Here is a 24310-nt window from a genome sequence, read left to right on the forward strand (position 1 = left end):
GATGATCATGTGATGCCGGGATTTACATGGATACTGCATTCCACTTTGTGATTGATCAACAAGGGAACGGCAGAGTCAAACTCGACTTTGAATTCGCGCACGCGCCTGTCCTGTGCCTCCGCAGTGGACTCGTAAAGGATGGACTTATCGGACAAAACAGGAGACAAATACGTCACGCGACCTTGCCCAATCGTATCCTTAACACCTATATACCGGATGGTTACCGCCTGACCGAGTGCTACCCGGCCGGAAAACATTTCGTCGATCTCACCATGAAGGACGAGTTTCCCTTTTGGCGCCAGTGTAGCGAATGACTCAAAAGCCTGTATTGATGCACCGGGCTTCGCGTCCATTCGGGTTATTATTCCATCCTGCTGCGCTTTAATCGTCTTATTGTCAGAGATAACTTGCGATTGGCGCAGTTGTGTTTGAAGTGTAAGAATTTGGCTGCGACTTGCTTTTGCCTTGTTTCTGGCGCTCTGCAAGTTCGCCAGAATAACGTCGCGCTCTTTTTTCTTTTCTGCCACATTCTGCCTTGTCTCTGCTCCGGTCAGGGCAAGACGTTCGCTTGTAAGCAAATCGCGTTCCTTTTCTTCGAGTTCGGCAATGAACTGTTTGACGCTAGCTTCCTCAGCTGCTGCCTGCGACCGTTGGGTAACCATTTCCCGCCTGATGACATCACCCGAGAGAAGCTCGTCTTCAGCATCGAGTAGCAGAATTACTTCGCCTTTTTTTACCGTATCTCCTTCAGATTTTTTTATCGAGACAACATTTCCGGCTACAGAGGAAGATAAGTCGATCAGCCCTGATTCAGGTTCCACTTTAGCAATAGCAGAAACGACAGAGACATTTTCGGGTCGGGCAAGGGAGTCCAGCATAGCTTTCTCTTGTTCCTCGCTCTCTTTTTTGTTTGCGCCACAGGACGACAGAACGAAGACTCCGGTCAGCAATATGGCGTATTTGAACATAAAATTATTTGTAAGCTTCTTCATCTTTTAATTTATCAGATACTTTTCCTTCTTCGACGTAAATAATCCGGTCAGCGAAAGGTCTCAACCGCAAATCATGGGTCACCACTACAACAGCTTTCCCGCCAGCGGCAAGTTGTTTAAGGTCTTCCATTACCAGCGCTGCGCTTTTCGCGTCAAGGGAGGCTGTTGGTTCATCGCATAATATAATGGCCGCATCGCTAACCAATGCTCTGGCAATAGCCACGCGCTGCTTCTGGCCACCGCTCAATTTCTTTGGCAAGTTGTTCTTTCGGTCGAGCATATTTACTTTTTCCAGCGCTTTAAGCGCCTCCTCTCTTGCCCGCCGTTTCGGCTCACCCTTTAACGCAAGCGGCTGCATCACGTTTTCTAAAGCGGTAAGGGGGTTCAACAGATTGAAGTGCTGAAATACAAAACCAATGCTGTTCAGGCGTATGTCGGCCAGTTTTTTCTCAGGCAGATCGGTTACATCTCTATCAAGGATAAAGACACGTCCGCTCGTAGGATATATAACACAGCCTATTAAAGACAGCAGCGTAGTTTTACCCGAACCGGAGGGTCCCATTATGAGCGTCAGCTGGTTGTTCTGAATTTCGATGGATGTCGTATCCAATGCTACGATCGTGGTATCACCAGTCTTGTATTCCTTTTTTACATCTTTAAGTGAAGCAACTACTTCCATGAAAAATTCGGTATATTTAGTAAGCAAACACTGAACAGGCAGCAGAAGTTTCAGCTCCCGCTGTTGGCTTAATGTAAAGCAATTATTACCTCAGTAACCAATTGGCAACCTTCGCTTAACAATGGCTTAACATATGACCTCTAATTTAGCGATTATTAAGATGATCACATGAAACAGCTGCTCGGAGCAATATTACTAATTTTTCTCTCTGCCTGCGGTGGCGAGAACCGCGCGATTAAAGTCAAGGGGTCGGACACGGAAGTAAACCTTGCCGTAAGCCTGGCAGAAGCTTTTTACAAAGTAAACGACGACTTTAGTCTGGCTATCTCCGGAGGAGGATCAGGACTTGGAATTGCCTCGATTATTAACGGACAGGCAGACATTGCCAATTCGTCGCGACCGCTCAGTAAATCTGAAATAGCCTTATTTGAAGAAAAAGGAATTAAGATACGAACGGTAGTTTTCGCAGAAGACGCTACTGCTATAATCGTCAACAAAGATTTTCCGATGGACTCGATAGATGTGGTCACGCTTGGTAAAATCTTTGACGGAACGTACAAAAGCTGGAAGTCAGTAACAGGTCAGGACATGCCGATAACGCTATACGGAAGGCAGAGCAATTCAGGAACGCATTCTTTTATTAAGAAAAAACTGGATATACGCTTCAGTCCCGACGCCAAAGAAATGAACGGCAGCGCCCAGATAATGGGTAGCGTAAAGAGTGATAAGACTGGGATAGGATACATCGGTGCGGGATATTTGCTCCAGAATACCGAGCAACTAACGGTTAAAGCACTTAAGATATATGAGAAGGCAGGAGACGCTGCTGTGTCGCCCATGGACAGAAAGGCAATATTAGAAGGGCGATATTTTCTCCAGAGACCGCTTTATCAGTTCGTTCCGGAAGAATCATGGGAGAAGGTTTCTGCATTTATCGCATTTGAAAAAGGCCTGACAGGGCAAGAAATAATCGAGGATTCAGGCTATTATATTGTAAATGACTAAGCACTCTTTATGAAATTATTACAACGTGAACGGATTGACTTTGCAATGAAACTGATATTCCAGGTAACCGGTTTGCTGGTCATTGCCGTTCTTGGAGGGATTTTCTTTATGCTGATTTGGAACAGCAGCGCCTTCTTTTCGGAAGTAAAACCATGGGATTTCATTACAGGAACTCAGTGGAACCCTTCGGGCGACCCCATCCGGTATGGTATTTTACCTCTTTTGGTCAGTACTTTCCTGGTAACACTTGGAGCAATGATTATTGCGATACCCATAGGCATTGGAACCGCCGCGTTTATGTCTGAGTATGCAGGAAGCCGAATAAAGAATATCATGAAGCCCGCGATTGAGATGCTGGCAGCAATACCCTCAGTTGCGATAGGGTTTCTCGGAATCGTGGTGTTGAGTCCCGGGTTGGCAAGTATCGCTGGGCTATCTAACGGTTTAAATGCACTGAATGGCGCTATTTTATTGGCTGTCATGGCATTACCTACCATTATTACAGTAACAGAAGACGCACTACAGGGTGTTCCTCATTCTTTTAAAGAAGCCAGTTACGGTGTTGGCGCCAGTAAGTGGGAAACATTGACGAAGGTTGTGATTCCATCTGCAGCGCCGGGTATTCTGGCAGCGGTCATGTTGGGCGTGGGTCGTGCCATCGGGGAGACGATGACTGTGTTAATGGCCACAGGCAATGCGGCTGCGTTTCCTCAGGGCTTCTTTCATTCTGTCAGAACGATGACTGCTACAATTGCTATTGAAATGGGAGAAGTCCCTTTCCAGACGACTCACTATTTTGCCTTATTTGCCATAGCTTCGGTGTTATTTCTCATCACGCTAATCGTGAATGTGATCGGCGAGTACTTTGTAAATAAATTCAGAAAATTCCATTCATCATGATGAAGAGACTAACACCTGTAATTGAATGGGGAACGCTGCTGCTGAGTACCGGAATTGTCGTATTCTTCCTGGTTGTTATTCTGCTTGATCTGACCATTAAGGGTATGCCCGCATTATCGTGGGAGTTTATCAGTACTTTTCCAACCGAAGGAATGACAAAAGGCGGAATCCTTCCTGCAATCATTGGCACCGTGCTTCTGACCCTGATCACCGCTGCGGCAGCTGCACCTTTTGGAATCTGTTGCGCCATTTACCTGAATGAATATGCGGCTGAAACCTGGATTACCAAGCTCATACGGGCATCTATACGGAACCTTGCCGGTATCCCCTCAATTATTTACGGTCTATTCGGCCTGGCTTTGTTCGTGCAGGGCCTGGGAATGGGTACCTCATTACTTTCGGCAGGGCTGACGCTTGGTTTGCTGTCTTTACCCTATATCATTACAACCACGGAAGAAGCACTGCGCCGTATTCCTAACAGTACCAGGGAGGCCGCTTTAGCCGTCGGGGCCACGCAGTTTGAGTCGATCCGCGACGTCGTTCTTCCATCCGCATTACCAGGAATCCTGACCGGACTCGTGTTGACGCTGTCAAGGGCGGCCGGAGAAACTGCACCGATCCTTTTTACTGGGGTGGCATTTTACATAAACAACCCGACGGGCTATCTGAATCAGGAGTTCATGGCACTACCTTACCATCTGTATATGCTATCTACGCAGCATCATTCTATCGAAGAAGTGAGGCCGCTTGCCTACGGCACTGCGCTCGTACTGCTTTGCGTGGTATTTTTCCTGAACCTAACGGCCTTTTATATACGCTATAAACATAATAAGAATGGACCAAGAGCACATTAAGTTATCTGCCGAAGGGGTAAACCTATCGTTTGGCAGTAAGCAGGTATTGAAGAACATTGATATCGCTTTCCCTGAGCATCAGATCACCGCTCTTATCGGACCTTCAGGATGCGGGAAAAGCTCCTTACTGAGGGCGTTTAACAGGATGCATGACCTTTCTTCCAACGCGCGGATCGAGGGGAAGTTTAATCTGGAGGACCAGGATCTTTACGAAAAGAACATCTCGGTTACACGTGTTCGGAGTCGAATCGGAATGGTTTTTCAAAAGGCGAACCCCTTTCCGAAGAGTATTTATGAAAACATCAACTACGGCCTCAAGATAAATGGCATACCTAAAGATCAGCGGCCGGGGATTATTGAGAAAGCGCTCAAAGAAAGCTACCTATGGGATGAAGTAAAGGATGAATTGCACAAGCCGGCGATAACACTATCGGGCGGACAGCAGCAACGTCTATGTATCGCACGTACCGTAGCTCTGCGTCCGGAGGTGATCCTGATGGATGAGCCCTGTTCGGCGCTTGATCCATTAAGTACCCTCAAGATTGAGGATCTGATACTGAAGCTTAAAAAGAAATACACGATTGTTATCGTGACGCATAATATGCAGCAGGCACAGCGTATTGCGGACAAGACAGTTTTCATGTATCTTGGGGAGATCATTGAGCAGGGAGATACAGGAGACGTGTTTAACAACCCTAAGAATGAACTTACGGGAAATTACGTACGTGGCCGATTTGGCTAAGCCTGCAAATTTGTGCAGTACTATTTAAGTAAGATGAAGAGAAGAGACTTTTTCAAGAACACATCCCTTACTGCTCTCGGAGCAGCATTTCTTTCTCCGGCTGAGTTATTCGCGTTCAATAGAACTAGAGAGACTGCGGGATCAGGGAAAATAGCCAAAAATATCATTTTTTTGGTCAGTGACGGAATGAGTATGGGGACGCTCACCCTGGCCAATCTCCTGTTGCAACGCAAGGAAGGCAGAAAAAGCAAGTGGATTGAAATGTACGAGCAAAACCGCGTCAGTCGTGCCCTCATGGACACCGCTTCCGCCGATGCTCTGGTAACAGATTCCGCAGCGGCGAGCTCCTCCTGGGGCGGAGGGGTACGCGTTAACAACGGTTCTCTGAACGTAGGTCCACAGGGACAACAATATAAGCCGATCCTGCAGAAGTTTAAATCAGCGGGAAAGTCTGTCGGCTGCGTGACCACAGTTCCGATAACCCATGCTACACCCGCAGGCTTTAGTATTAACTCCGACAAAAGATCCGCACAGGAAGACATTGCTTTGCAATACTTGTCACTAAGGTTCGATGTCATGCTGGGAGGTGGCCTGGAATATTTTTCCGCGCATAAAAGGAAAGACAAGAAGGATCTACTTGCTAATTATAGACAAAGTGGATTCTCTGTTCTGAGAGACAGATCTCAGCTTGCAGATGGTTTAGGTTGGGGGAAAAGACCGGTTATAGGAGTATTCCATGAAGATGGCTTGCCATATTCGCTTGACCGGGAGCAGGATCCGGCACTTGTTGCATCGATACCCACGCTGGCCGAAATGACGACGCAAGCGATAAACCATCTCAGCAAAAATAAAAAAGGTTTTGTGATGCAGGTTGAGGCAGGCAAGGTTGACTGGGCTGCACATGCGAATGATGCAGCTGCTTTGATATATGATCAAATCGCATTCGACGATGCCGTTAAGGCAGCAATTGATTTCGCTGAAAAAGACGGGGAGACGCTGGTGATCATAACCACGGATCATGGAAACGCCAACCCCGGATTATTTGGAGCAGATAGTAATTTTGACAAGCTACATCACTTTAAGCAAACGAACGACTGGCTGCTTAAAGGTATCGACCGAAGTTTCAGCGCGTCGAAAATAATTGAGCGAATGGAGGCAGCGCAGGGGATAGTTATTACAAAGGATGAGGCGGCTTCTCTCCTGAAGCCTTATGAGACAATGGATTCAGATAGTCTTTACAATCCTTACAAACTACCCTTTAAAGAACTGGCAGACATACAGTCGAAATATACCTCTATCGGTTGGGGAGGCATGAACCATTCTGCGGATCATGTTGAACTGGCAATGTTTGGACCTGGAAGTGAGCGATTGAAGCCTTTCGTTAAGAATACCGAGTTACATAACTTTATGCTTGAGGTAGCGGGAATAGACCCGAAAAAAACTGTCTAGAACGAACGAAAGATCAGCCTTATTTGGGCTGATTTTTTTTGTGTATATGAACGGTAGCTTCTTCGTCGCGAAAAGTATTGAATCGGGGTCTGACGATCTTGATGCTTCTTTTTGATAGATCGATACTTGCATTTAATTCAAAGCCAATCAATATGATCAGGGAGTTTAGAAACATCCAGATCATGATCACGATGAGTGTACCGATAGACCCGTATAACTTATTGTAGTTCCCGAAGTTATTGATGTAGTAAGTAAAGCCCCAGGAAATTAAAATAGTCAGCAGCGTTGCAAGCCATGCACCAGGACTAAACAACTTCCATTTTTTTGGATTAGCGGGGGCATATCTGTATATCACGCTGATCGTAAGGAAGTAAACGACCATAAGAATGAGCCATCTTGTTCCGGCGATGACGTAGACCCAGATCCAATCGGTACCCTCGAAAGATAGTTGGGATTGTACCTTTGCTATGATGAATTCGCCTACCGTGATGATCGACAGCCCGGAAACAAGGCCGAGGACAATAACAAAAGTCAGGGTTATAGCCACTATACGCTGTTTTACCCATCCGCGCGTTTCCATCTGCAGCGATGATTTATTAAACGCCGCCATGAGATTGGTTACTCCGTTGGTAGCAAAGAATAAAGCCGCAAAGAAACCGAAGGACAATAATCCGCCGTTCTGCTTTTTGATGATATCTTCGAGGGTAGACTGAACTGCAAGATAAGCTGTTGAGGGCAATATCATCTCGATCAATGACAGCAGTTTTTCCTGAAAGCCCTCTATAGGAATATATGGGATCAGCGTGAATAAAAATATTATCCCCGGAAATATGGCCAGCATGAAATTGTAGGCGAGAGCGGAGGCTTTGTTGACCAGTGAATCCCGCCCGATCTCTTGAAAGAAAAAACTGCCAATAGTATAAATAGGCAAAGGACTGAAAACGGGAAAAACAGCGGATTTCGTCCACTCGATAAACCTGTTGTAAGGCTTGAATTTCAGTAGAAAACGCTGAATGCCTGCCATGTTAATTAATCAAAAAAGGGTTTCATCTTTGACTGAAAATCTTCAGGCGGCATGCATGGACGATTTCTTTTCATATCGACGAATGCCAGCGTGGTTTCTCCCAGATGAATATACTCGTTCTGTTCGTTGAAAAACTCATATTTGAATTCAATACGCACTCCGGGCATCTTTGACACGATGGTTTTGATCAGTAACTCCTCATCGTAACGGGCCGGTTTGATATATTTGGCGTGCATTTCAAGGACGGGCATCATAATTCCTGATTCTTCCATTGAACGATATGTCATCCCTAAACTCCGGAGCATTTCCACACGTGCGACCTCATAAAACTCCGCGTAATTTCCATAATACATGTAACCCATCTGATCTGTTTCCCCATATCGTACCCTTACTCTGGTTTCGTGTATAAACATTATCTTTTGATATTGCGTTCGTTTAAAGCTTGCTGGAACCGTCTGGCATTCGCCTGATGCTCGGCTACCGTCACTGCAAAGTTATGATATCCTGAAAAGTCTTCTTTTGCGCACATATAAATATAATTATGCGTTTCATAATTAAGAACTGCATCTATTGCATTGATACTGGGCATCATTATAGGACCAGGAGGCAGGCCCTTATAAACATAAGTGTTGTATGGGGAGTCTTTAGTAAGATGTCTATTCAGGACGCGACGAATGGTAAAGTCGTTGTTGGCGTAGATCACGGTGGGATCAGCCTGTAGTTTAATGCCCTTCCGTAACCTGTTCAGGTAAAGGCCTGCAATAGTAGGCATTTCCTTATCATGCAACGCTTCAGCATCTACAATTGCGGCAAGTGTACTAACCTGTATGGGGTCAAGACCTACAGCCTTAGCTTTAGCGAGCCTTTCCTTTGTCCAGAACTTTTGATATTCATCATACATGCGTTTAAAAAAAGTGTCGGTACTGATGTTCCAATACATGTTGTATGTATTGGGAATAAACATGGCGTAGACATTATCCTTGTTAAAACCATACTTACTGATAAACGCTATTGAGTCGAGCAAATTCACCAGGGAAGCAGAATCGGGTTCAATCTGTTTTGACACATATGACGCGAAATCCTGTTTCAGGCGGTAGCCGCGGAAACGCATACTTACTTCTTCCTGGTTTCCAGCTTTCAACATGTTAATCAGCGCCCGATTGCTCATGCCTTCCTGAAGTCTGTATTTACCAGGCTTAACGGCAAGAGGGTAATCCATATTTTGGGCTACCCAAAGAAAAACGATTGAATCTCCAACGATTTCTTTCTCGCGAATGGTTCGGTAGACGTCGTCGAAAGAGGAGCCTGTATTGATGTAGAGGTACTTTTCGTTATTTGTGACACTCTTACCCATATATCGTAAATAGTAGTTGAAGACGGTTATGCCCAAAATAACTACTATGACCAATGCAAAGGCAATTAGAAACTTTCTGAAGGGAGAGAGCCCTTTCTTTTTCTCTTCTGTCATTTTATAGGAATGCTTAAAAATTAGTATGAGTTCATTGTTTAAGGGATGGGAGCCGGGTCGTTCGAAAGAATGATGTCGACCGAAGTTCCAATTGCCACCTTATACAAAGAATCGCTTAGGGCCGGATATTGTTTGATGATCCGGGCATTTGCAGTGTCTGTGACCGTTCCTTCGTAGTAAATCGACCCCGGGGTCAGCGAAGAGCCCTTCAGTGAAAATATGGCTTCGGGAAGCGAAAGTCCCACGAGATTTGGTAGATCAACTTCGGAGGCGCCTTTTCCGTCACCAAGAACCATGGAGACAGAGGAGCCTTTGGGAATGGGATCGCCTTTTTGAAGCGATTTGCCCTTGTATGATACCTGCAGAACCCTGTCGCGCATGATATCGGAGGTATAGCTGGTGTCGGCTATTTTAATACCGTAGTTGCTTAGCACGGCCCGCGCTTCGAGGTAGCTGGTATTAAAGATATCTGGAAAACCTACATCAGGTGCATTCAGCGTAATAATGGTAAGATAGATTGTTCTATTCAGCTTAACATTAGTGCCTTCGTCGGGATCCTGTTCGACCACTAAGCCCGGAGCCTTATCCATCTGGTAGACGGAGTCGATCTGGTAGCGGAGTCCTTGTTCTTCCAGAAGAGCGATAGCCTGACCAACAGGCAGACCCTTTAGCTTGGGAACGGCAACACCCTCACCATGACGCGTATAGAATCGGAGACAGAAAAATATCAGAAGTAGAAAGGCGACGACTGATACAATTGCGATAATCAGGTTTTTACGAAATGTGTTTGTCTTAAGGTATGATAAAAACTTACTCATGGATCAAAATCTTTGGCAAAGATGGCTAAACTTAAATAAAAAATGGGATTTTAAAATATATTTGGACCATGAAGAATACCATTGCCCTCGTTACCGGAGGTTTTACCGGTGAATCTTATGTATCGTTCAAAAGCGCAGAAGTAATCGAAAAAAATATAGATCGGGATAGGTTTGATGTTTATACTATTGTGATAACTCGTGAGAGCTGGTATCATGTTGACGCAAATGCAGTAAAGCATCCGGTTGACAAGAACGATTTTTCGATTGTGTTAAACGATTCTGTTATTCGCTTTGACACCGTATTTATCGGCTTGCATGGTTCCCCGGGTGAAGACGGGAAGTTGCAGGGATATTTCGATATGATCGGCCTGCCTTATACTACATGTGACGCGCTGACATCGGCGATCACGATGAATAAGGGTTATACGAAGGCGATAACAGAGGGGATTGAGGATCTGCATGTCGCCAGGTCACTGCAGCTGTTTTCTCATAATGCACTTTCTTCCGAAAGCATCCTTGCACAGCTTAACCTTCCACTGTTCATCAAACCGAATAACGGTGGAAGCAGTATCGGCATGAGCAAAGTTAAGACTGCCGAAGAATTGCCGGAAGCACTTGAGCGCGCGTTTCATGAAGACACCCAGGTGTTGGTTGAAGAGTTTATTTCAGGCCGTGAATTTTCTATCGGTGTATTTAACGGGAAAGATGGGGTGCAAGTTCTACCTGCAACCGAAATTGTCACCACGCGGGAATTTTTCGATTTCGAGGCCAAGTATACTCCGGGTGCAACAGAAGAAATTACTCCTGGCAGAATGACAGAGGAGGAGAAGGAGCGAGTCGAAGCAATTGTTAAGGCCGTTTATGAAAAGTTAAACTGCCGTGGAGTAATCCGAATCGATTACTTCCTGGAAGAAGGTACCCGAAAATTTTTCTTCATAGAGATTAACACAGTTCCGGGGCAGACTGAAACGAGTTTCATCCCTCAACAAGTACGGGCGGCTGGTAGAACCATTCAGGATTTCTATACTGAGCTCATTGAGGTGTCGCTGGAAGGCCCTAAATAGAATAACGTTCGATCATTTCGGGCGTGACCCTGGCGCTACGTCCTGATTTAATTTCGATCAGGACGTAGTCGAACCAGCCATCGGAACATATCTTATTTGTTTTCTTATTCACTATAGTAAAGATGACCTTACATCCGCGCTCCTGAAGTTCGCTTATACCCGTTTCGACGACGAAAGAATCGCCCAGGGTTAAGGGCCGTTTATAGTCGACATAGGCTGTCTTTACTACCCAGCCGAACCCCTGACTAAGGAATTCTTCCATCGACATGCCGTAATGAGCTTCCATCTGCTCGTATCGAGCGGCAAGAACATAATCAAAATAGGTGCTGTTGTGGACGTGATTAAACATGTCTATATCATCCGGCCGGACTTTAAATTCAGTTTTAAATCTACTGTAGGATCGGTTGCTGTTCATTAGCGGAATTATATCTCTGCAAAATTGCTTTAAAATATTGGTTTTAGGGATATATAATCTTATCTTTGCAAGATTATTCACAAAAATTTAAACGCTTTAATATTATTCAGGTAATGTATTTAAGTAAAGAAAACAAGGCAGAGATTTTTGCCAAACATGGAAAAGGAGCAACTGACACAGGTTCAGCTGAAGGACAGGTTGCATTATTTACTACTCGTATTGCTCATTTAACCGGGCATTTGAAGAAAAACAGAAAAGATTTTTCTACTCAGCTAGCTCTTCAAAAACTTGTAGGAAAGCGTCGCGCATTACTTGCTTATTTATTTAAGAAAGATATTAACCGTTACCGTGCGATTATCAAAGCTCTTGAATTAAGAGATATCATCAAATAATTCATCATCCAAAAATTAAAAAGCCGTTCGCTGATGTGAATGGCTTTTTTTATTTTATTTTTGCATCAAATAAAATAAATACATTCGAATGTACTTTAAAGAGGACGAGTACATTGCAATGACGACAAAATGAGTTACAATCTAATTAAAAAGTCTTTCGATTTAGGCGATGGTCGCATAATCGAAATTGAATCCGGTAAACTAGCCAAGCAAGCCGACGGTTCTGTAGTAGTAAAGATGGGTAATACCATGTTATTAGCTACTGTAGTTTCTTCAAAAACAGCGAAAGAAGGTGTTGACTTTCTTCCATTATCTGTAGATTATCAGGAAAAATATGCTGCTACGGGACGCATTCCAGGAGGTTTCCTGCGTCGTGAAGCACGTTTGTCTGATTATGAAGTTCTGATCTCCCGTTTGGTAGATCGTGCCTTACGCCCGATGTTCCCGGAAGACTATCACGCAGACACTCAGGTGATGATCTCTTTGATCTCCGCTGATACGAATATTTTACCGGATTGCCTCGCAGGTCTTGCTGCTTCGGCTGCTCTTTCTGTTTCAGACATTCCGTTTAACGGGCCTATTTCAGAAGTGCGCGTAGCGAAGATTGATGGCCAGTTGGTTATCAACCCCTATCTAAGCGATCTGACCCGCGCGTCTCTTGACTTTATCGTTGCAGGTTCTGAGAATGACATTACGATGGTTGAGGGAGAAGCTAACGAAATCTCTGAGGAAGAGATGATCGAAGCGATCGAGTTCGCTCACCGTGCGATCAAAGTTCAGGTTCAGGCGCAAAAAGAGATGACTGTTGAGGCAGGAAAAACTGAAAAACGTGCTTACTCTCATGAACACAGCAACCCTGAGTTGAGAGAACGTGTTTTTGCTGAAACATACGAAAAAGTGTATGCTGTTGCAAAATCAGGTGTTTCCAAACATGAGCGCTCTGACAAGTTTTCTGAGATTCAAGATGCGTTTATCGTTTCTCTTGGCGAAGGTGTAGATGATATTACGAAATCACTCGCTAAAAAATATTTCCATGATGTACAATACGATGCAGTACGTAACCTCATCCTTGATGAAGGTATTCGTTTGGATGGCCGTGATGTACGTACCGTTCGCCCGATCTGGAGCGAAGTAGGATATCTTCCTGCAGCACATGGTTCGGCTGTATTCACACGTGGAGAGACGCAAGCGCTTACATCTGTAACATTGGGTACAAAGCTTGATGAGCAGATGATTGATGGTGCTTTCTTTAACGGTTATCAGAAGTTTATCCTTCATTATAACTTCCCTGGATTCTCGACAGGTGAGGTGAGACCTAATCGCGGCGCTGGACGTCGTGAGATCGGTCACGGTAACCTGGCTCAGCGCTCGTTAAAAAAGATGATGCCTGCTGACGAGGAGAATCCATACACAGTTCGTGTAGTTTCGGATATTCTTGAATCTAACGGTTCTTCTTCTATGGCAACTGTTTGTGCGGCTACGCTGGCACTGATGGATGCGGGTGTGAAGTTGAAGTCGCCGGTTTCAGGTATCGCAATGGGTTTAATCACGGATGAGAAGACCGGTAAATACGCGGTTCTTTCTGATATCCTTGGAGATGAGGATCATTTGGGTGATATGGACTTCAAGGTTACTGGTACCGATAAGGGTATTGTGGCTTGTCAGATGGACTTAAAAATCAACGGACTAAGATGGGAAGTATTAAGTGCTGCTTTAGCGCAGTCTAAGGAAGGCCGTCTTCACATTCTTAACGAAATTAAGAAAACGCTTGCAGAGCCTAATCCTGAGCTTAAACCACATGCTCCTAGAATTGAAGTACTGAGAATTGATAAAGAATTCATTGGTGCAGTAATCGGACCCGGTGGAAAGATCATTCAGGAAATGCAACGCGAAACAAATACCACGATCACTATTGAAGAGAAAGACAATCAAGGTGTTATCAGTATTTTCGCTCCGGGAAAAGATGCGATCGATAAAGCTGTTAAGCGTATAAAGAGTATTGTCGCTAAGCCAGATGTAGGCGAGATCTACGAAGGTAAGGTAAAGTCAATCATGCCGTTCGGTGCTTTCGTTGAGATCATGCCGGGTAAGGATGGTTTGCTCCATATTTCAGAGATAGACTGGAAACGTTACGAGTCTATGGATGGTATTTTCCAGGTAGGTGATGAAGTAAGAGTAAAACTTCTCGAAGTTGATAAACAAGGTAAATTGAAACTTTCAAGAAAAGCTTTGTTGCCTCGTCCTCCGAGAGAGGATAAGAAGCCTGCTTCTGAATAACCTCAGTAATAGAATAAAAAAAAGCCGCTTATAAAGCGGCTTTTTTTATGCTAGGATGGGAGCACAAGAAAATCAAGTACTCCTTTCAACATTTCTATTTTCAATTCTTGACCTTTTTCCATGAAGATCAGATTATCGTCTATGTGGGCAAGTTTGCCTTCCCATTTAAAGGTGACATTCTTTGCCTTAATAAGCGTTACATTCAAAATTCCCTCTTTACCTTGCTGCTTGTCTTCTATATAAGAGATAAACTCCTTCTTCTGTTTATCGGTTATCAATATCAGTTCAAAAAAGCCGTCTCCAGGATCAGCCATTGGGGCTAAGACCAGATTAGGTCCAATTGACGCGATATTCATGAGTTCTACCATCAGGTATTTTCCCGAATAATCACGCCCATCAGCTTCGATATCGCAATGTTTTGCTTCATAGGTTTGTACGATCTCATGAAGTTTCTCCCGTGCAACCTTCAGGCTCTTTTTTGGTGTATCGATAAGAGAACTATCAACCTCGTTCATGTCTTTAATAAGGCGGGGGAACACACCAAAGCCCATTCCTTCGACGAAGAAATTCGCTGCATCAAAATCTTCGATCTTTCCTACATCAAGCTGACGGACATTTCTTCTCGCCCAGGACCGGATAATCGTTTCCTGATCCGCATGTAATCCGAGGCTTTGGGAAATGTTATTCGCCGTTCCCATCGGCAACACAGCGATGGGATACTTTTTCTCCAGGAGGCCCCGTTGCAACATCTTCTGGACAACGGTACGAACAGTTCCATCTCCCCCTGCCACGACAAGAAAATCGACTTCTTTCTCAATTTCCTTGAGAAATTTTTTGTCCTTTGAGGATGTATATATACAGTCAAATCCTTCTGACTCAATTGTTTTAATAAGCTTTTTCTTGCTGTGGGACTCATCCCCGGCGTCCGGATTATGAACTAGTTTTGCTGTCTTCATGTATGGATTTCGTGCGAATTGTATCTTATTAAAACATGACTGAGGTTTTTTGGTTGGCACTTAGGAGGAATATTTACACTATGAGGATTTTAATAACCAATGATGACGGGATATACAGTCCTGGAATCGCCGCACTGGCACGTATTGCACAGAAGTTTGGAGAGGTCAGGGTTGTTGCACCAGACGTGGAACAATCCTCCATGGGACATGCCGTTACTCATTCCAGGCCTTTAAGCTATAAAAAGTCACCAATCGAATTTCCGGGTATAGAGGCTTATAGGGTGAATGGCACACCCGCAGACTGTGTTGCTTTAGGGACACATCTCTGGTCGAAAACTGATGTTGTTTTGTCGGGCATTAACATGGGTCCGAACCTTGGAAACGGTATGTGGCATTCAGGAACACTGGCGGCGGCAAAGCAAGCAGTACTCTTCGGAATTAAAGGTATTGCACTAAGCACACCTGTAGGTAAAACTGAGCCTGACTTTAAAAAGCTGGAATCGTTCGTCGAGAAGACCCTGGCGCTGCTTTTAGAAGATTCAAAACTCTCGCTTTATAACGTAAACTTTCCTGAGAATCCGGAGGGAATGAGATACACGAGACAGTCGGTCCGTTTATATGATGGAACTATCATACCAGGGCAGGACCCCTTAGGAAGAAAACACTACTGGTTCACCGTATCACCGCTTGAACCAGCTGAAGAGGGAACCGACCGCTGGGCAGTAGAAAACAACTTGGTCTCCATCACGCCCTTGCGGTTGGATCTAACCAACGAGGCAGAACTGGCAAAAGCACTTCAGAGCAATGATTTGGCGATCTGATAATTGAACGACTGAATTCTAAAGTCGTGGCATACACAATTGATACATTTAGTTCTTTTTTCTGTACAATCGTGTATGTCCTTCAGGAATGGACAAGGCGACTCTAAGGGTTTCTTCCAAGCAAGGTGAACGAGGGTACTGTTTGAAAAACTGGCATACATCTTGGTTAGTGTTAGTCATTATGGGAAAGCGAATATTGGCGATAGATGATAACCCTGCAATTCTGGACGTATTGAACGAGATATTATCTTTTGAGGGGTATGAGGTGGTAACCATATCTGATGGGAGGAAAGTGTTTGATACAGTGGAGCAAGTGCACCCTGATTTAATTCTACTCGATGTGATGCTGGATAATCTTGACGGGAGAGAAATTTGTCGTGCGCTCAAGAATAACCGTATGTTTAGTGGAATCCCGGTGATTATGATCTCTGCTACACATGATCTCAAGAGTTTGCTTGATCAGCCAGGAGCGCCTGATGATTTCATTGCAAAGCCTTTTGATATATACTATCTGATCTCAAAAGTAAACCATCAACTTGCTGCATGATTATGAGGCAGTATAATATTCCTCGGTATCAGTTGTATGTAATTTAATGATTCCAGATAGCACAAGGGTCACGAGCAGCCTTTGAGTTCTTCTTCTGGGGAGATTCAAAAGTTTACTTGAGTCGCGGGCAGAGATACGCTCGTTCTCATCGAGATACTGAAGAAGCGTTCTTTCTTTTTCCGAATACTCGATCAAAACACCGGCTTCGCCCTGGCTAGCCTTAAGCACATCGACAACGATCTTACTTGCCAGCAAGCTCTTATCTTTTACTCTGACATACACCCACCATTTTTTATCGTCTCCAAGGGAATAATGAGGCTTGGTGTCACTTTCCTTGACGTCGGCAACCAAAACGAGTTTATTATCAACATATACTTCTTCGAAACCGACCTCTACCATAGGTCTGCAAAAATAGGTTGCAGCTTTAGTAAGCATATATTTTTCTTCTTCTTCGGACCTGACGCCCTTAATGGTGCCGTTATCAGCCACACCAATCAAGAGCTTACCGCCCTTGTTATTAGCAAAAGCTACCAGCGTTTTAGAGATTTTCGAGCAGGAGGTGATCGTTTTTTTAAAGTCTACGAGCATATTCTCACCTCCAAAAATCATTTGCTTTATATTTTGTGGTCTAAGTCTGTTCATAGTTTTGGGTGGTTTATGATCGAATCGAGATTCCTAATATATACCAGATTGGAGATGCGTGCGGTTACATCGCCCTCTCTGTCTGTTATATCCAGTATGCAACGATGCTCCGCTTTTCCATCCGTTTCTATCAGAGAACAGATGTGATCTATTTCTTCAACGCTTATATTGATTTTAAAATATAGGTCTGATCTTCCGGGTTTCAGAAAAGATATCTCAGCCGCCTTTTGCCAAACAATCACCCGGTAGCCTCTTCGAAGCATCAGCTGGTAAAAAAGAACCGCATAGAAGGGGTCGGCAGCCGCGTAAATGGTACCACCAAAGACGGATCTGTTGTAGTTGATATTGAAAATACTCTTAAATACTTTTACTTCCACACCCATAAAGTCGGGATGGAATCTCTTAACCCAAATCCGCTGAAACAGCATCGGCGGATAGAATCGCATCGCCCATTTGAGCATATTTTCGGATATAAGCATTTAGACGAATATCAGAAATTTTGGCAAACTGAGCGTAATCTGTGTGAATAGATGTTAAAGATCTGAACCAAGATTCTTTTGTTAAAAGTCAAAATTAATCTATCTTGTATTAAATACTGAATCATAAAAAACCAGAAAAGCAATGAAAAAGACAAAGGTTCTAGGCTTATTCACTTTTGCGGTATGCGCATTATTATTTTCCTTAAAGGACGTTAACGGACAGGCTAAGCCAGTAGCAAGTCCGGCTGACAGTGTCACCGCCAAGGTTGGAAAGGCCACGATTGAAATTAAATATAGCAGTCCGTCCGTAAAGGGACGTAAGATCTGGGGAGAACTTGTTCCGTTTGACAAAGTTTGGAGGGCAGGAGCTAATAAAGCCACAATTTTCACGACCAGTGAGGACATCCGTGTTGAGGGTAAGCCCCTAGCGGCAGGAAGCTATGCTCTTTTTATGATTCCTACCGCGCTTAATTGGACTGTGATATTCAACAAAGCTTCGGATCAATGGGGGGCTTACAAATACGAGGAAGGCCAGGATGCATTGCGCGTAACTGTAAAACCGAAGAAAGTATCCGCTTCCAAAGAACGGCTGGGCTATACGATCAGCAAGAATGGATTTGTGCTTCATTGGGAGAACATAGAAGTTCCTGTCGGCATTAAATAGGCCGGATCTGCAATTATAGTTTTAAATTTGTCTCGTTGTGCTAGTTGTAACATTCAAATTTAAATAAGCAAGAAATGACGAAAGAAGAGATTTCCGCCCAATACCAGATTATTCAAAACGAAATTTGTGAGGGTCTGGAACTTCTTGATACATCAGGAAAATTCGAAGAAGAAGTATGGTCGCGCCAAGGGGGCGGGGGAGGAAGAACCCGGATCATGCAGAACGGTACCGTCATAGAAAAAGGTGGAGTAAACTTCTCTGCAGTGTTCGGACAACTACCAGAAGTTGTAAAAGCCTCTCTGAAGGTGGATTCCAGCGACTTTTTTGCTACAGGTGTATCCATCGTCATACATCCGAATCACCCATTGATACCGATCATCCACATGAACATCAGGTATTTTGAGATGAACGACGACATCCGCTGGTTTGGTGGGGGAATAGACGTTACACCGCATTATGTCTATCAAGACGATGCCAGATTTTTCCACGGATACATCAAGGAAGTGTGCGACCGCTTTAGCCAGGAGTTTTATTATAAATTCAAAACCTGGGCTGACAACTATTTTCACATCAAGCACAGAGATGAAACGAGGGGTATAGGCGGCATTTTTTATGACCGTTTGAATCCTGAAAACACCGGTATTAGCTGGGAATCTATATTTGAATTTTCGAAGGCCGTTGGCCGTGCATTCGTGCCTATTTACACTGAATTAGTGGAACGGCATCGGCATGAGGCGTTTACTGAGCAGCAAAAGCAATGGCAATACATACGCCGAGGACGCTATGCAGAATTTAACCTTGTGTACGATGCAGGTACAAAGTTTGGGCTGGAAACAAATGGCCGTATAGAATCAATTTTAATGAGCCTGCCCCCGCAGGCAAACTGGGCATATCACCACATTCCGGAGCAAGGATCTGAGGAGGAAAAGACCCTTAAGTATTTGAAAAAAGGAATTAACTGGACATTTTAGTGAAGGCTTCTGAAATTTGCATTCATTATCAATATTTTGCTTCAGTTTCAGTCTGAAAACGGCTCATTTTCCCGCCTAAAGGCGTGTAATCTGCAATAATTTCTTATCTTCGCAAGTCGCAATTTATTACGACTGTACATTTCAAAAACCAACTATCATACGATGGCTGAAGAAACAGAAAACGAAAACTTAGAACCCACCCACGATCGCATTATTCCCATAAACATCGAACAAGAAATGAGGTCTGCATACATTGATTATTCAATGTCTGTAATTGTCTCTCGTGCGCTTCCAGATGTAAGGGATGGTATGAAACCCGTTCACCGCCGTGTGCTTTACGGTATGCTGGACCTTGGCGTTACAAGCGGGAGACCCCATAAAAAATCTGCCCGTATTGTCGGCGATGTATTAGGAAAGTACCACCCACATGGTGATTCATCTGTTTACGGAACAATGGTACGTATGGCTCAGGACTGGAGCCTTCGATATCCTCTTGTTGACGGGCAGGGAAACTTTGGGTCTATCGATGGGGACAGCCCGGCAGCAATGCGTTATACAGAGGCTCGTCTGAAAAAGATAGCCGAAGAAATGCTGGCTGATATTAACAAAGATACTATTGATTATCAGCTAAACTTTGATGATTCGCTAGAGGAGCCCTCTGTTCTTCCTTCGAAGATACCCAACTTGTTAGTAAACGGAGCATCTGGTATCGCCGTAGGTATGGCGACTAACATGGCGCCCCATAATCTTGATGAAGTTATTGATGCAACAATTGCATTCATTGACAACACAGATATTGAGATTTCGGAATTGATGCATCACATCAAAGCTCCAGATTTTCCAACCGGCGGAACCATCTATGGTCATGCAGGAGTGAAAGATGCTTACGAAACAGGCCGCGGCCGTGTAGTTGTAAGGGCAAAAGCGGAAATTGAGAGCTACGGAAATGACAGAGAGCGAATCATCGTTAGTGAGATACCGTACCTGGTAAATAAGGCTACGATGATCGAGCGGACAGCAGAACTCATCAACGAGAAAAAGCTGGAAGGAATCTCAGAAATCCGAGATGAATCTGACCGTGACGGAATGCGTGTGGTTTACGAGATTAAGCGTGACGCCAATTCATCGGTAGTTTTAAATAATCTTTATAAGTACACAGCTCTACAGACACCATTCAGCATTAACAACATTGCGCTTGTAAAAGGCCGTCCGATGCTGCTGAACCTGAAAGATCTGATCAAACATTTCGTTGACCACCGCCATGAGGTGGTGATCCGACGTACCCGATTCGAACTTGCTGAAGCAGAAAAGCGGGCGCATGTGCTTGAAGGTTTATTAATCGCCCTTGATCATATAGAGGAAGTAATACGCCTTATCCGTTCATCAAATACTCCTGATGAAGCGAGGACTGGTTTGATGGAGACGTTTGGCTTATCGGACATTCAGGCACGCGCTATTCTGGATATGACGCTTCGTCGCTTGACAGGTCTGGAGCGGGATAAAATAAAGGATGAATATGATGAGCTGATGAAGTCCATCGAATATCTGAAGTCGGTACTTGCTGATGAAGGTTTGCGTATGGAGATCATCAAAGACGAATTGCGCGAGGTTAAGGAAAAATATGGCGACGCAAGAAGAACATCGATAGTTCATTCAGCCGAAGACATGTCAATGGAAGATTTTATTGATGATGAGGAAGTTGTAATAACTATCTCTTACGAGGGTTACATTAAGCGTACTCCGCTTACTGAGTACCGTACTCAGGGAAGAGGAGGAAAAGGCTCTATCGGCTCTAACTCCAGAGATAAGGATTTTATTGAGCATATTATCATTGCTTCGGCACATAATTATATGCTCTTCTTCACGGAAGCAGGTCGGTGTTTCTGGCTGCGTGTGTTTGAAATCCCTGAAGGGTCGAGAACGAGCAAGGGTAGAGCTATTCAGAATATTATCAATATTCCAAAAGAAGAAAAGATTAAGGCCTATATCAAGGTTAAGAATCTAAAAGATCAGGAATATTTAGAGAACAACTTTATCATTATGTGCACGGCCAAGGGAACGATCAAAAAGACCTCCCTTATGGCTTATTCTCGCCCGCGTGCTAATGGTATCAACGCAATAAATATCAATGACGGTGACCAGCTGTTAGAGGCAAACCTGACAGATGGTAGCAGCGAGATCATTATGGCGTTGCGTTCGGGTCGGGCTATACGCTTTAACGAGAGCACGGTTCGGCCGATGGGCAGAACTGCAACGGGTGTGCGTGGAGTAACACTGGCCAATGAGAAAGACGCTGTTATTGGGATGCTTAGCATTAACAATCCTGAATCAACCATCTTGGTGGTGTCTGAAAAAGGCTATGGAAAGCGTACGGATTTGGAAGACTATCGCGTTACAAATCGGGGTGGAAAAGGAGTGAAGACGCTTAACGTAACAGATAAGACCGGGGAACTTGTGGCGATTAAAGACGTTACGGATACCGACGACTTGATGATTATTAACAAATCAGGTATTGTTATAAGAATTGCCATTGCCGAACTTCGCGTGATGGGTCGTGCTACTCAGGGTGTAAGATTGATTTCACTTAAAGGTGACGATGCAATCGCTTCGATTGCGAAAGTCGAGCATGAAGAGGAAGCAGAAAAGGCGGAAATTCTGAATGAACCTGGTGATGAGGCCGATTCGGAAGCAGAGCCACTGGACGATGAGGCAGGTGAAGATGAAGTGAGCGACGAAGAAGAATCAACTGATGACGCTAATACGAATCCTGAAGACGATACGTTAGAAGATTAATGTCAGCAATGAAAAGGCAAATCATACTAATCACAGTTTTGTGTTGTGCAGGAAGTTATCTTTCTGCACAAACACTTACTAAGGAAGCGATGAATAACTTTGCCCTCTACACATCGACGGCACAGTTTACACATCTGGAAAAAGCCAGAAGCGCAATAGACGGCGCATACAAAACCAAAAAGGATTCCTTTAGTTACAAGAACAATCTAATCAGAAGTCTTGTTTATTCATCACTCGCTTACGCGGATTCGACCAGAAAGTTGAAATATGTTAAAGACCCGATCGAGGAAACAAAATTTTCGTTTGGCAGACTTAAAAGCTCTAAACTCAATGATGAAAACAAACCTGAACTCGACTTTGTGCTCAATCAACTGAGCAAAGCTTATCTCGTTATCGCAAATAAAGCTTCTGCGGCTGAAAAATTCAATGAAGCATTTAATGCCTATCTATCGGTAGACTCCCTTGATAAAACCAATTATTTTGTCAAACATAATCTGGCCATTCTGAGTGAAAGGTTGGGTTATAACAATCGTGCTATTTACTATTATGAGCAGTTAATTGATGACAAAAAGCGCTCATTACCTGCCTATTACCTGGCTTTATCTAACTTATACGATTTTAAAAACAGTAACAGATCTCTTGAAGTGGTCAGAGAGGGTAGAGCACTATTTCCGGGAAATAAAGATCTTCTTTTCAAGGAAATAAATATCTACGTGGAGAATGGCGCTTTTGGTGAAGTTGAAAAGATCGTTGGCGCAGCATTAGAGCTCGATCCTGAAAATGTGAGTCTTAATTATCTTGCCGGGTTCTCCTACGAGACTATGGACAAGAAAGACAAGGCAGTCGGATATTACGAAAAAGTTATCGCTCTAGAACCGAACAACTATGAAGGGAATTATGCCCTTGGACTTTTTTATCTTAATTCATACATCAACCCAAGCAATAACCAAGAATCGAGTCTGAGTCTGGCGAAAAAGTATCTTATCGCAGCTGGCGAAATTAATCCTAACTCAGTTAATGTTTTAAAATCTCTAGCCGTTCTATATAATAATACCGGGGATATGGTAGAACTGGAAAGGGTTAATGAGAAACTGAAACAGTTTATTCTTACAAATTGAAATATATGAAAACCAAGTCTCTTTTACTTGCATTAGCTGTCTCAGGCATATCTGCCACAGCGTTTGCACAAAAATCCGCAGTGAATACTGCAAAATCTGAATATGATAGTTATGCGACGCTTAAGGCAGCTAGCCCTCAACTTGCCACTCCTAAGATTACAGCAGCCAAAGAAGCTGTAGACAAAGCCGTTGCACATGAGAAAACCGCAGCGGATCCAACTGCATGGACGTATAAAGCGTTAATATACGCTGACCTCGCTACGAGCGATACTACCAGTGCATCTGCGACACTTGCAGCTGAAGCTGTGACAGCTTTGGCTAAAGCTAAAGAGTTAGATAAGGAAGGAAAAAATAAGGAAAATATTGGTAAAGTAAACAATTTACTATATATCAGCCAGTTTTCAGCCGGAAAACGTTTCCTGGATAAAGGAGACTATTCAAACGCTTACACTGAGTTTACCAAAGGCCTGGATTACGCACCCGGTGATACCTTATTAAACTATGCTGCCGGAATTTCTGCTATGAACGGCAAGGACTATCCAAGTGCTATTAAAAGGTTTACGGAATTGCTTCCAACGAATTATTCTGCTTTAGAGAATGTCTATTCGAACCTTTCAGTACTTTATGCCGCAACTAAGGACACGGCAAGTGCGATCCGGATAGCAGGAGAGGGCGCAGCAAAGTTTCCAGCTAGTTCAGATCTTGCAACTAGAGAAATTGAGTTTAGTTTAATGACCGGAAAGCAGAAGGAGGTAATTGAAAAAATTACTGCCCAGGCTGCAAAGGATCCGAGCAACAAGCTATTTCCATTTTACTTAGGAATTGCATATAATTCTTTGGAAGAGAACGTTAAAGCTGAGGAGGCTTACAAAAAAGCAATCGAGCTCGATCCATCGTATACAGATGCCTATATTAACATAGGCGGCCTGATTATGAACAATGGTATTGTGATTTACAACAAGGCAAACAAGCTGCCAGCTAACAAGCAGGCAGAATATACAGCGACAATGAAGAAAGCCCAGGAGGAATTTGACCGCGCTTTACCGTATTTGACTAAAGCAGTGGAATTAAACCCTAAGTCTGAGTTATCGTTAAAAAACCTGAAGACTTATTATACAATTAAAAATAATAAAGCGAAGATTGACGAAATCGACGCTAAGATTAATGCACTTTAAAATTCAGCAGTGCCACATTAAAGAAAAGCCAGCGCCTATTGACGCTGGCTTTTTTATTGACGATG

The 24310-nt window shown here is 43.8% G+C and carries 25 protein-coding genes; 15 read left to right on the forward strand and 10 right to left on the reverse strand.

Annotated elements, in window-relative coordinates:
* Positions 1 to 5 precede the first annotated feature (5 nt).
* Both B0I27_RS13915 and B0I27_RS13920 read right to left on the reverse strand, forming a co-directional pair.
* Positions 6 to 992 (reverse strand): HlyD family secretion protein, encoded by a 987-nt coding sequence (locus B0I27_RS13915; RefSeq protein WP_106294385.1) that lies wholly within the window; start codon positions 990 to 992, stop codon positions 6 to 8.
* Entirely contained in the window at positions 973 to 1671 is a 699-nt protein-coding gene (locus tag B0I27_RS13920) for an ABC transporter ATP-binding protein (RefSeq protein ID WP_106294387.1), read from the reverse strand. The genes B0I27_RS13915 and B0I27_RS13920 overlap by 20 nt, the downstream gene beginning before the upstream one ends.
* A gap of 168 nt (positions 1672 to 1839) precedes the next feature.
* Here B0I27_RS13920 and B0I27_RS13925 point away from each other — a divergent pair, with 168 nt between their 5' ends.
* From B0I27_RS13925 to B0I27_RS13945, 5 genes are read left to right on the forward strand one after another with little or no spacing between them, the layout of a single operon-like run.
* The gene (locus tag B0I27_RS13925) at positions 1840 to 2676 is read left to right on the forward strand and encodes a PstS family phosphate ABC transporter substrate-binding protein (protein ID WP_106294389.1); all 837 of its coding nucleotides are present in this window, start codon (positions 1840 to 1842) and stop codon (positions 2674 to 2676) included.
* 9 nt (positions 2677 to 2685) lie between these two features.
* A complete protein-coding gene (pstC, locus tag B0I27_RS13930; RefSeq protein ID WP_106294391.1) occupies positions 2686 to 3576 on the forward strand; it encodes a phosphate ABC transporter permease subunit PstC in 891 nt (296 codons plus the stop codon).
* On the forward strand, positions 3573 to 4430 hold the full coding sequence (pstA, locus tag B0I27_RS13935) for a phosphate ABC transporter permease PstA (RefSeq protein WP_181276792.1): 858 nt from the start codon (positions 3573 to 3575) through the stop codon (positions 4428 to 4430). The genes pstC and pstA overlap by 4 nt, the downstream gene beginning before the upstream one ends.
* Positions 4411 to 5172 carry a phosphate ABC transporter ATP-binding protein PstB gene (gene pstB, locus B0I27_RS13940; RefSeq protein ID WP_106294393.1) on the forward strand — a complete coding sequence of 254 codons (762 nt, stop codon included), beginning with the start codon at positions 4411 to 4413 and terminating at the stop codon, positions 5170 to 5172. Before pstA ends, pstB begins: the two co-directional genes overlap by 20 nt.
* 33 nt (positions 5173 to 5205) lie before the next feature.
* Positions 5206 to 6621, forward strand: coding sequence for an alkaline phosphatase (locus B0I27_RS13945; RefSeq protein WP_106294395.1), 1416 nt, complete (start codon positions 5206 to 5208; stop codon positions 6619 to 6621).
* 19 nt (positions 6622 to 6640) lie between these two features.
* On the opposite strand, the gene B0I27_RS13950 is transcribed toward B0I27_RS13945, so the two are convergent.
* Genes B0I27_RS13950 through B0I27_RS13965 form a run of 4 tightly spaced genes read right to left on the reverse strand, consistent with a single transcriptional unit; the run spans position 6641 to position 9931 of the window.
* The gene (locus B0I27_RS13950) at positions 6641 to 7645 is read right to left on the reverse strand and encodes a YihY/virulence factor BrkB family protein (RefSeq protein ID WP_106294397.1); all 1005 of its coding nucleotides are present in this window, start codon (positions 7643 to 7645) and stop codon (positions 6641 to 6643) included.
* Between the two features lie 5 nt (positions 7646 to 7650).
* Positions 7651 to 8058 (reverse strand): acyl-CoA thioesterase, encoded by a 408-nt coding sequence (locus tag B0I27_RS13955; protein WP_106294399.1) that lies wholly within the window; start codon positions 8056 to 8058, stop codon positions 7651 to 7653.
* Complete coding sequence (mltG, locus tag B0I27_RS13960) at positions 8058 to 9113, reverse strand: endolytic transglycosylase MltG (protein WP_106294401.1); 1056 nt, start codon at positions 9111 to 9113, stop codon at positions 8058 to 8060. Before mltG ends, B0I27_RS13955 begins: the two co-directional genes overlap by 1 nt.
* A gap of 38 nt (positions 9114 to 9151) precedes the next feature.
* Complete coding sequence (locus B0I27_RS13965) at positions 9152 to 9931, reverse strand: PASTA domain-containing protein (protein ID WP_106294403.1); 780 nt, start codon at positions 9929 to 9931, stop codon at positions 9152 to 9154.
* A gap of 68 nt (positions 9932 to 9999) precedes the next feature.
* Here B0I27_RS13965 and B0I27_RS13970 point away from each other — a divergent pair, with 68 nt between their 5' ends.
* The gene (locus B0I27_RS13970; protein ID WP_106294405.1) at positions 10000 to 10995 is read left to right on the forward strand and encodes a D-alanine--D-alanine ligase; all 996 of its coding nucleotides are present in this window, start codon (positions 10000 to 10002) and stop codon (positions 10993 to 10995) included.
* Here B0I27_RS13970 and B0I27_RS13975 read toward each other — a convergent pair.
* Positions 10988 to 11410, reverse strand: coding sequence for an acyl-CoA thioesterase (locus B0I27_RS13975; protein ID WP_106294408.1), 423 nt, complete (start codon positions 11408 to 11410; stop codon positions 10988 to 10990). The two genes, B0I27_RS13970 and B0I27_RS13975, sit on opposite strands and share 8 nt — an antisense overlap.
* A 113-nt stretch (positions 11411 to 11523) precedes the next feature.
* Between B0I27_RS13975 and rpsO the strand changes: the two genes are divergently transcribed.
* Both rpsO and pnp read left to right on the forward strand, forming a co-directional pair.
* Positions 11524 to 11802, forward strand: a complete 279-nt coding sequence (gene rpsO / locus B0I27_RS13980; protein ID WP_106294410.1) for a 30S ribosomal protein S15 — start codon at positions 11524 to 11526, stop codon at positions 11800 to 11802.
* Between the two features lie 129 nt (positions 11803 to 11931).
* A complete protein-coding gene (gene pnp, locus B0I27_RS13985) occupies positions 11932 to 14079 on the forward strand; it encodes a polyribonucleotide nucleotidyltransferase (RefSeq protein WP_106294412.1) in 2148 nt (715 codons plus the stop codon).
* 50 nt (positions 14080 to 14129) lie between these two features.
* Here pnp and B0I27_RS13990 read toward each other — a convergent pair whose 3' ends face one another.
* Positions 14130 to 15035, reverse strand: a complete 906-nt coding sequence (locus B0I27_RS13990; protein WP_106294414.1) for a diacylglycerol/lipid kinase family protein — start codon at positions 15033 to 15035, stop codon at positions 14130 to 14132.
* 80 nt (positions 15036 to 15115) lie between these two features.
* On the opposite strand from B0I27_RS13990, the gene surE reads away from it, so the two are divergent.
* Both surE and B0I27_RS14000 read left to right on the forward strand, forming a co-directional pair.
* The gene (gene surE, locus B0I27_RS13995; RefSeq protein ID WP_106294416.1) at positions 15116 to 15856 is read left to right on the forward strand and encodes a 5'/3'-nucleotidase SurE; all 741 of its coding nucleotides are present in this window, start codon (positions 15116 to 15118) and stop codon (positions 15854 to 15856) included.
* Between the two features lie 181 nt (positions 15857 to 16037).
* Entirely contained in the window at positions 16038 to 16403 is a 366-nt protein-coding gene (locus B0I27_RS14000; protein ID WP_106294535.1) for a response regulator, read from the forward strand.
* Here B0I27_RS14000 and B0I27_RS14005 read toward each other — a convergent pair whose 3' ends face one another.
* Positions 16404 to 17045, reverse strand: coding sequence for an AlbA family DNA-binding domain-containing protein (locus B0I27_RS14005; protein ID WP_106294418.1), 642 nt, complete (start codon positions 17043 to 17045; stop codon positions 16404 to 16406).
* Positions 17042 to 17524 (reverse strand): DUF4442 domain-containing protein, encoded by a 483-nt coding sequence (locus B0I27_RS14010; RefSeq protein ID WP_181276793.1) that lies wholly within the window; start codon positions 17522 to 17524, stop codon positions 17042 to 17044. Before B0I27_RS14010 ends, B0I27_RS14005 begins: the two co-directional genes overlap by 4 nt.
* A 142-nt stretch (positions 17525 to 17666) precedes the next feature.
* On the opposite strand from B0I27_RS14010, the gene B0I27_RS14015 reads away from it, so the two are divergent.
* The 5 genes from B0I27_RS14015 (at position 17667) to B0I27_RS14035 (ending at position 24245) form a co-directional block, all read left to right on the forward strand.
* The gene (locus tag B0I27_RS14015; protein WP_106294420.1) at positions 17667 to 18188 is read left to right on the forward strand and encodes a DUF2911 domain-containing protein; all 522 of its coding nucleotides are present in this window, start codon (positions 17667 to 17669) and stop codon (positions 18186 to 18188) included.
* 74 nt (positions 18189 to 18262) lie between these two features.
* Positions 18263 to 19159, forward strand: a complete 897-nt coding sequence (gene hemF, locus B0I27_RS14020; protein WP_106294422.1) for an oxygen-dependent coproporphyrinogen oxidase — start codon at positions 18263 to 18265, stop codon at positions 19157 to 19159.
* Between the two features lie 162 nt (positions 19160 to 19321).
* Entirely contained in the window at positions 19322 to 21952 is a 2631-nt protein-coding gene (gene gyrA, locus B0I27_RS14025) for a DNA gyrase subunit A (protein ID WP_106294424.1), read from the forward strand.
* An 8-nt stretch (positions 21953 to 21960) separates the two neighbouring features.
* A complete protein-coding gene (locus tag B0I27_RS14030) occupies positions 21961 to 23070 on the forward strand; it encodes a tetratricopeptide repeat protein (RefSeq protein WP_146133138.1) in 1110 nt (369 codons plus the stop codon).
* Between the two features lie 5 nt (positions 23071 to 23075).
* Complete coding sequence (locus B0I27_RS14035) at positions 23076 to 24245, forward strand: tetratricopeptide repeat protein (protein ID WP_106294426.1); 1170 nt, start codon at positions 23076 to 23078, stop codon at positions 24243 to 24245.
* Positions 24246 to 24310 lie beyond the last annotated feature (65 nt).

This window comes from Arcticibacter pallidicorallinus (genome assembly GCF_003002875.1).
Taxonomy (GTDB): Bacteria; Bacteroidota; Bacteroidia; order Sphingobacteriales; family Sphingobacteriaceae; genus Arcticibacter; species Arcticibacter pallidicorallinus.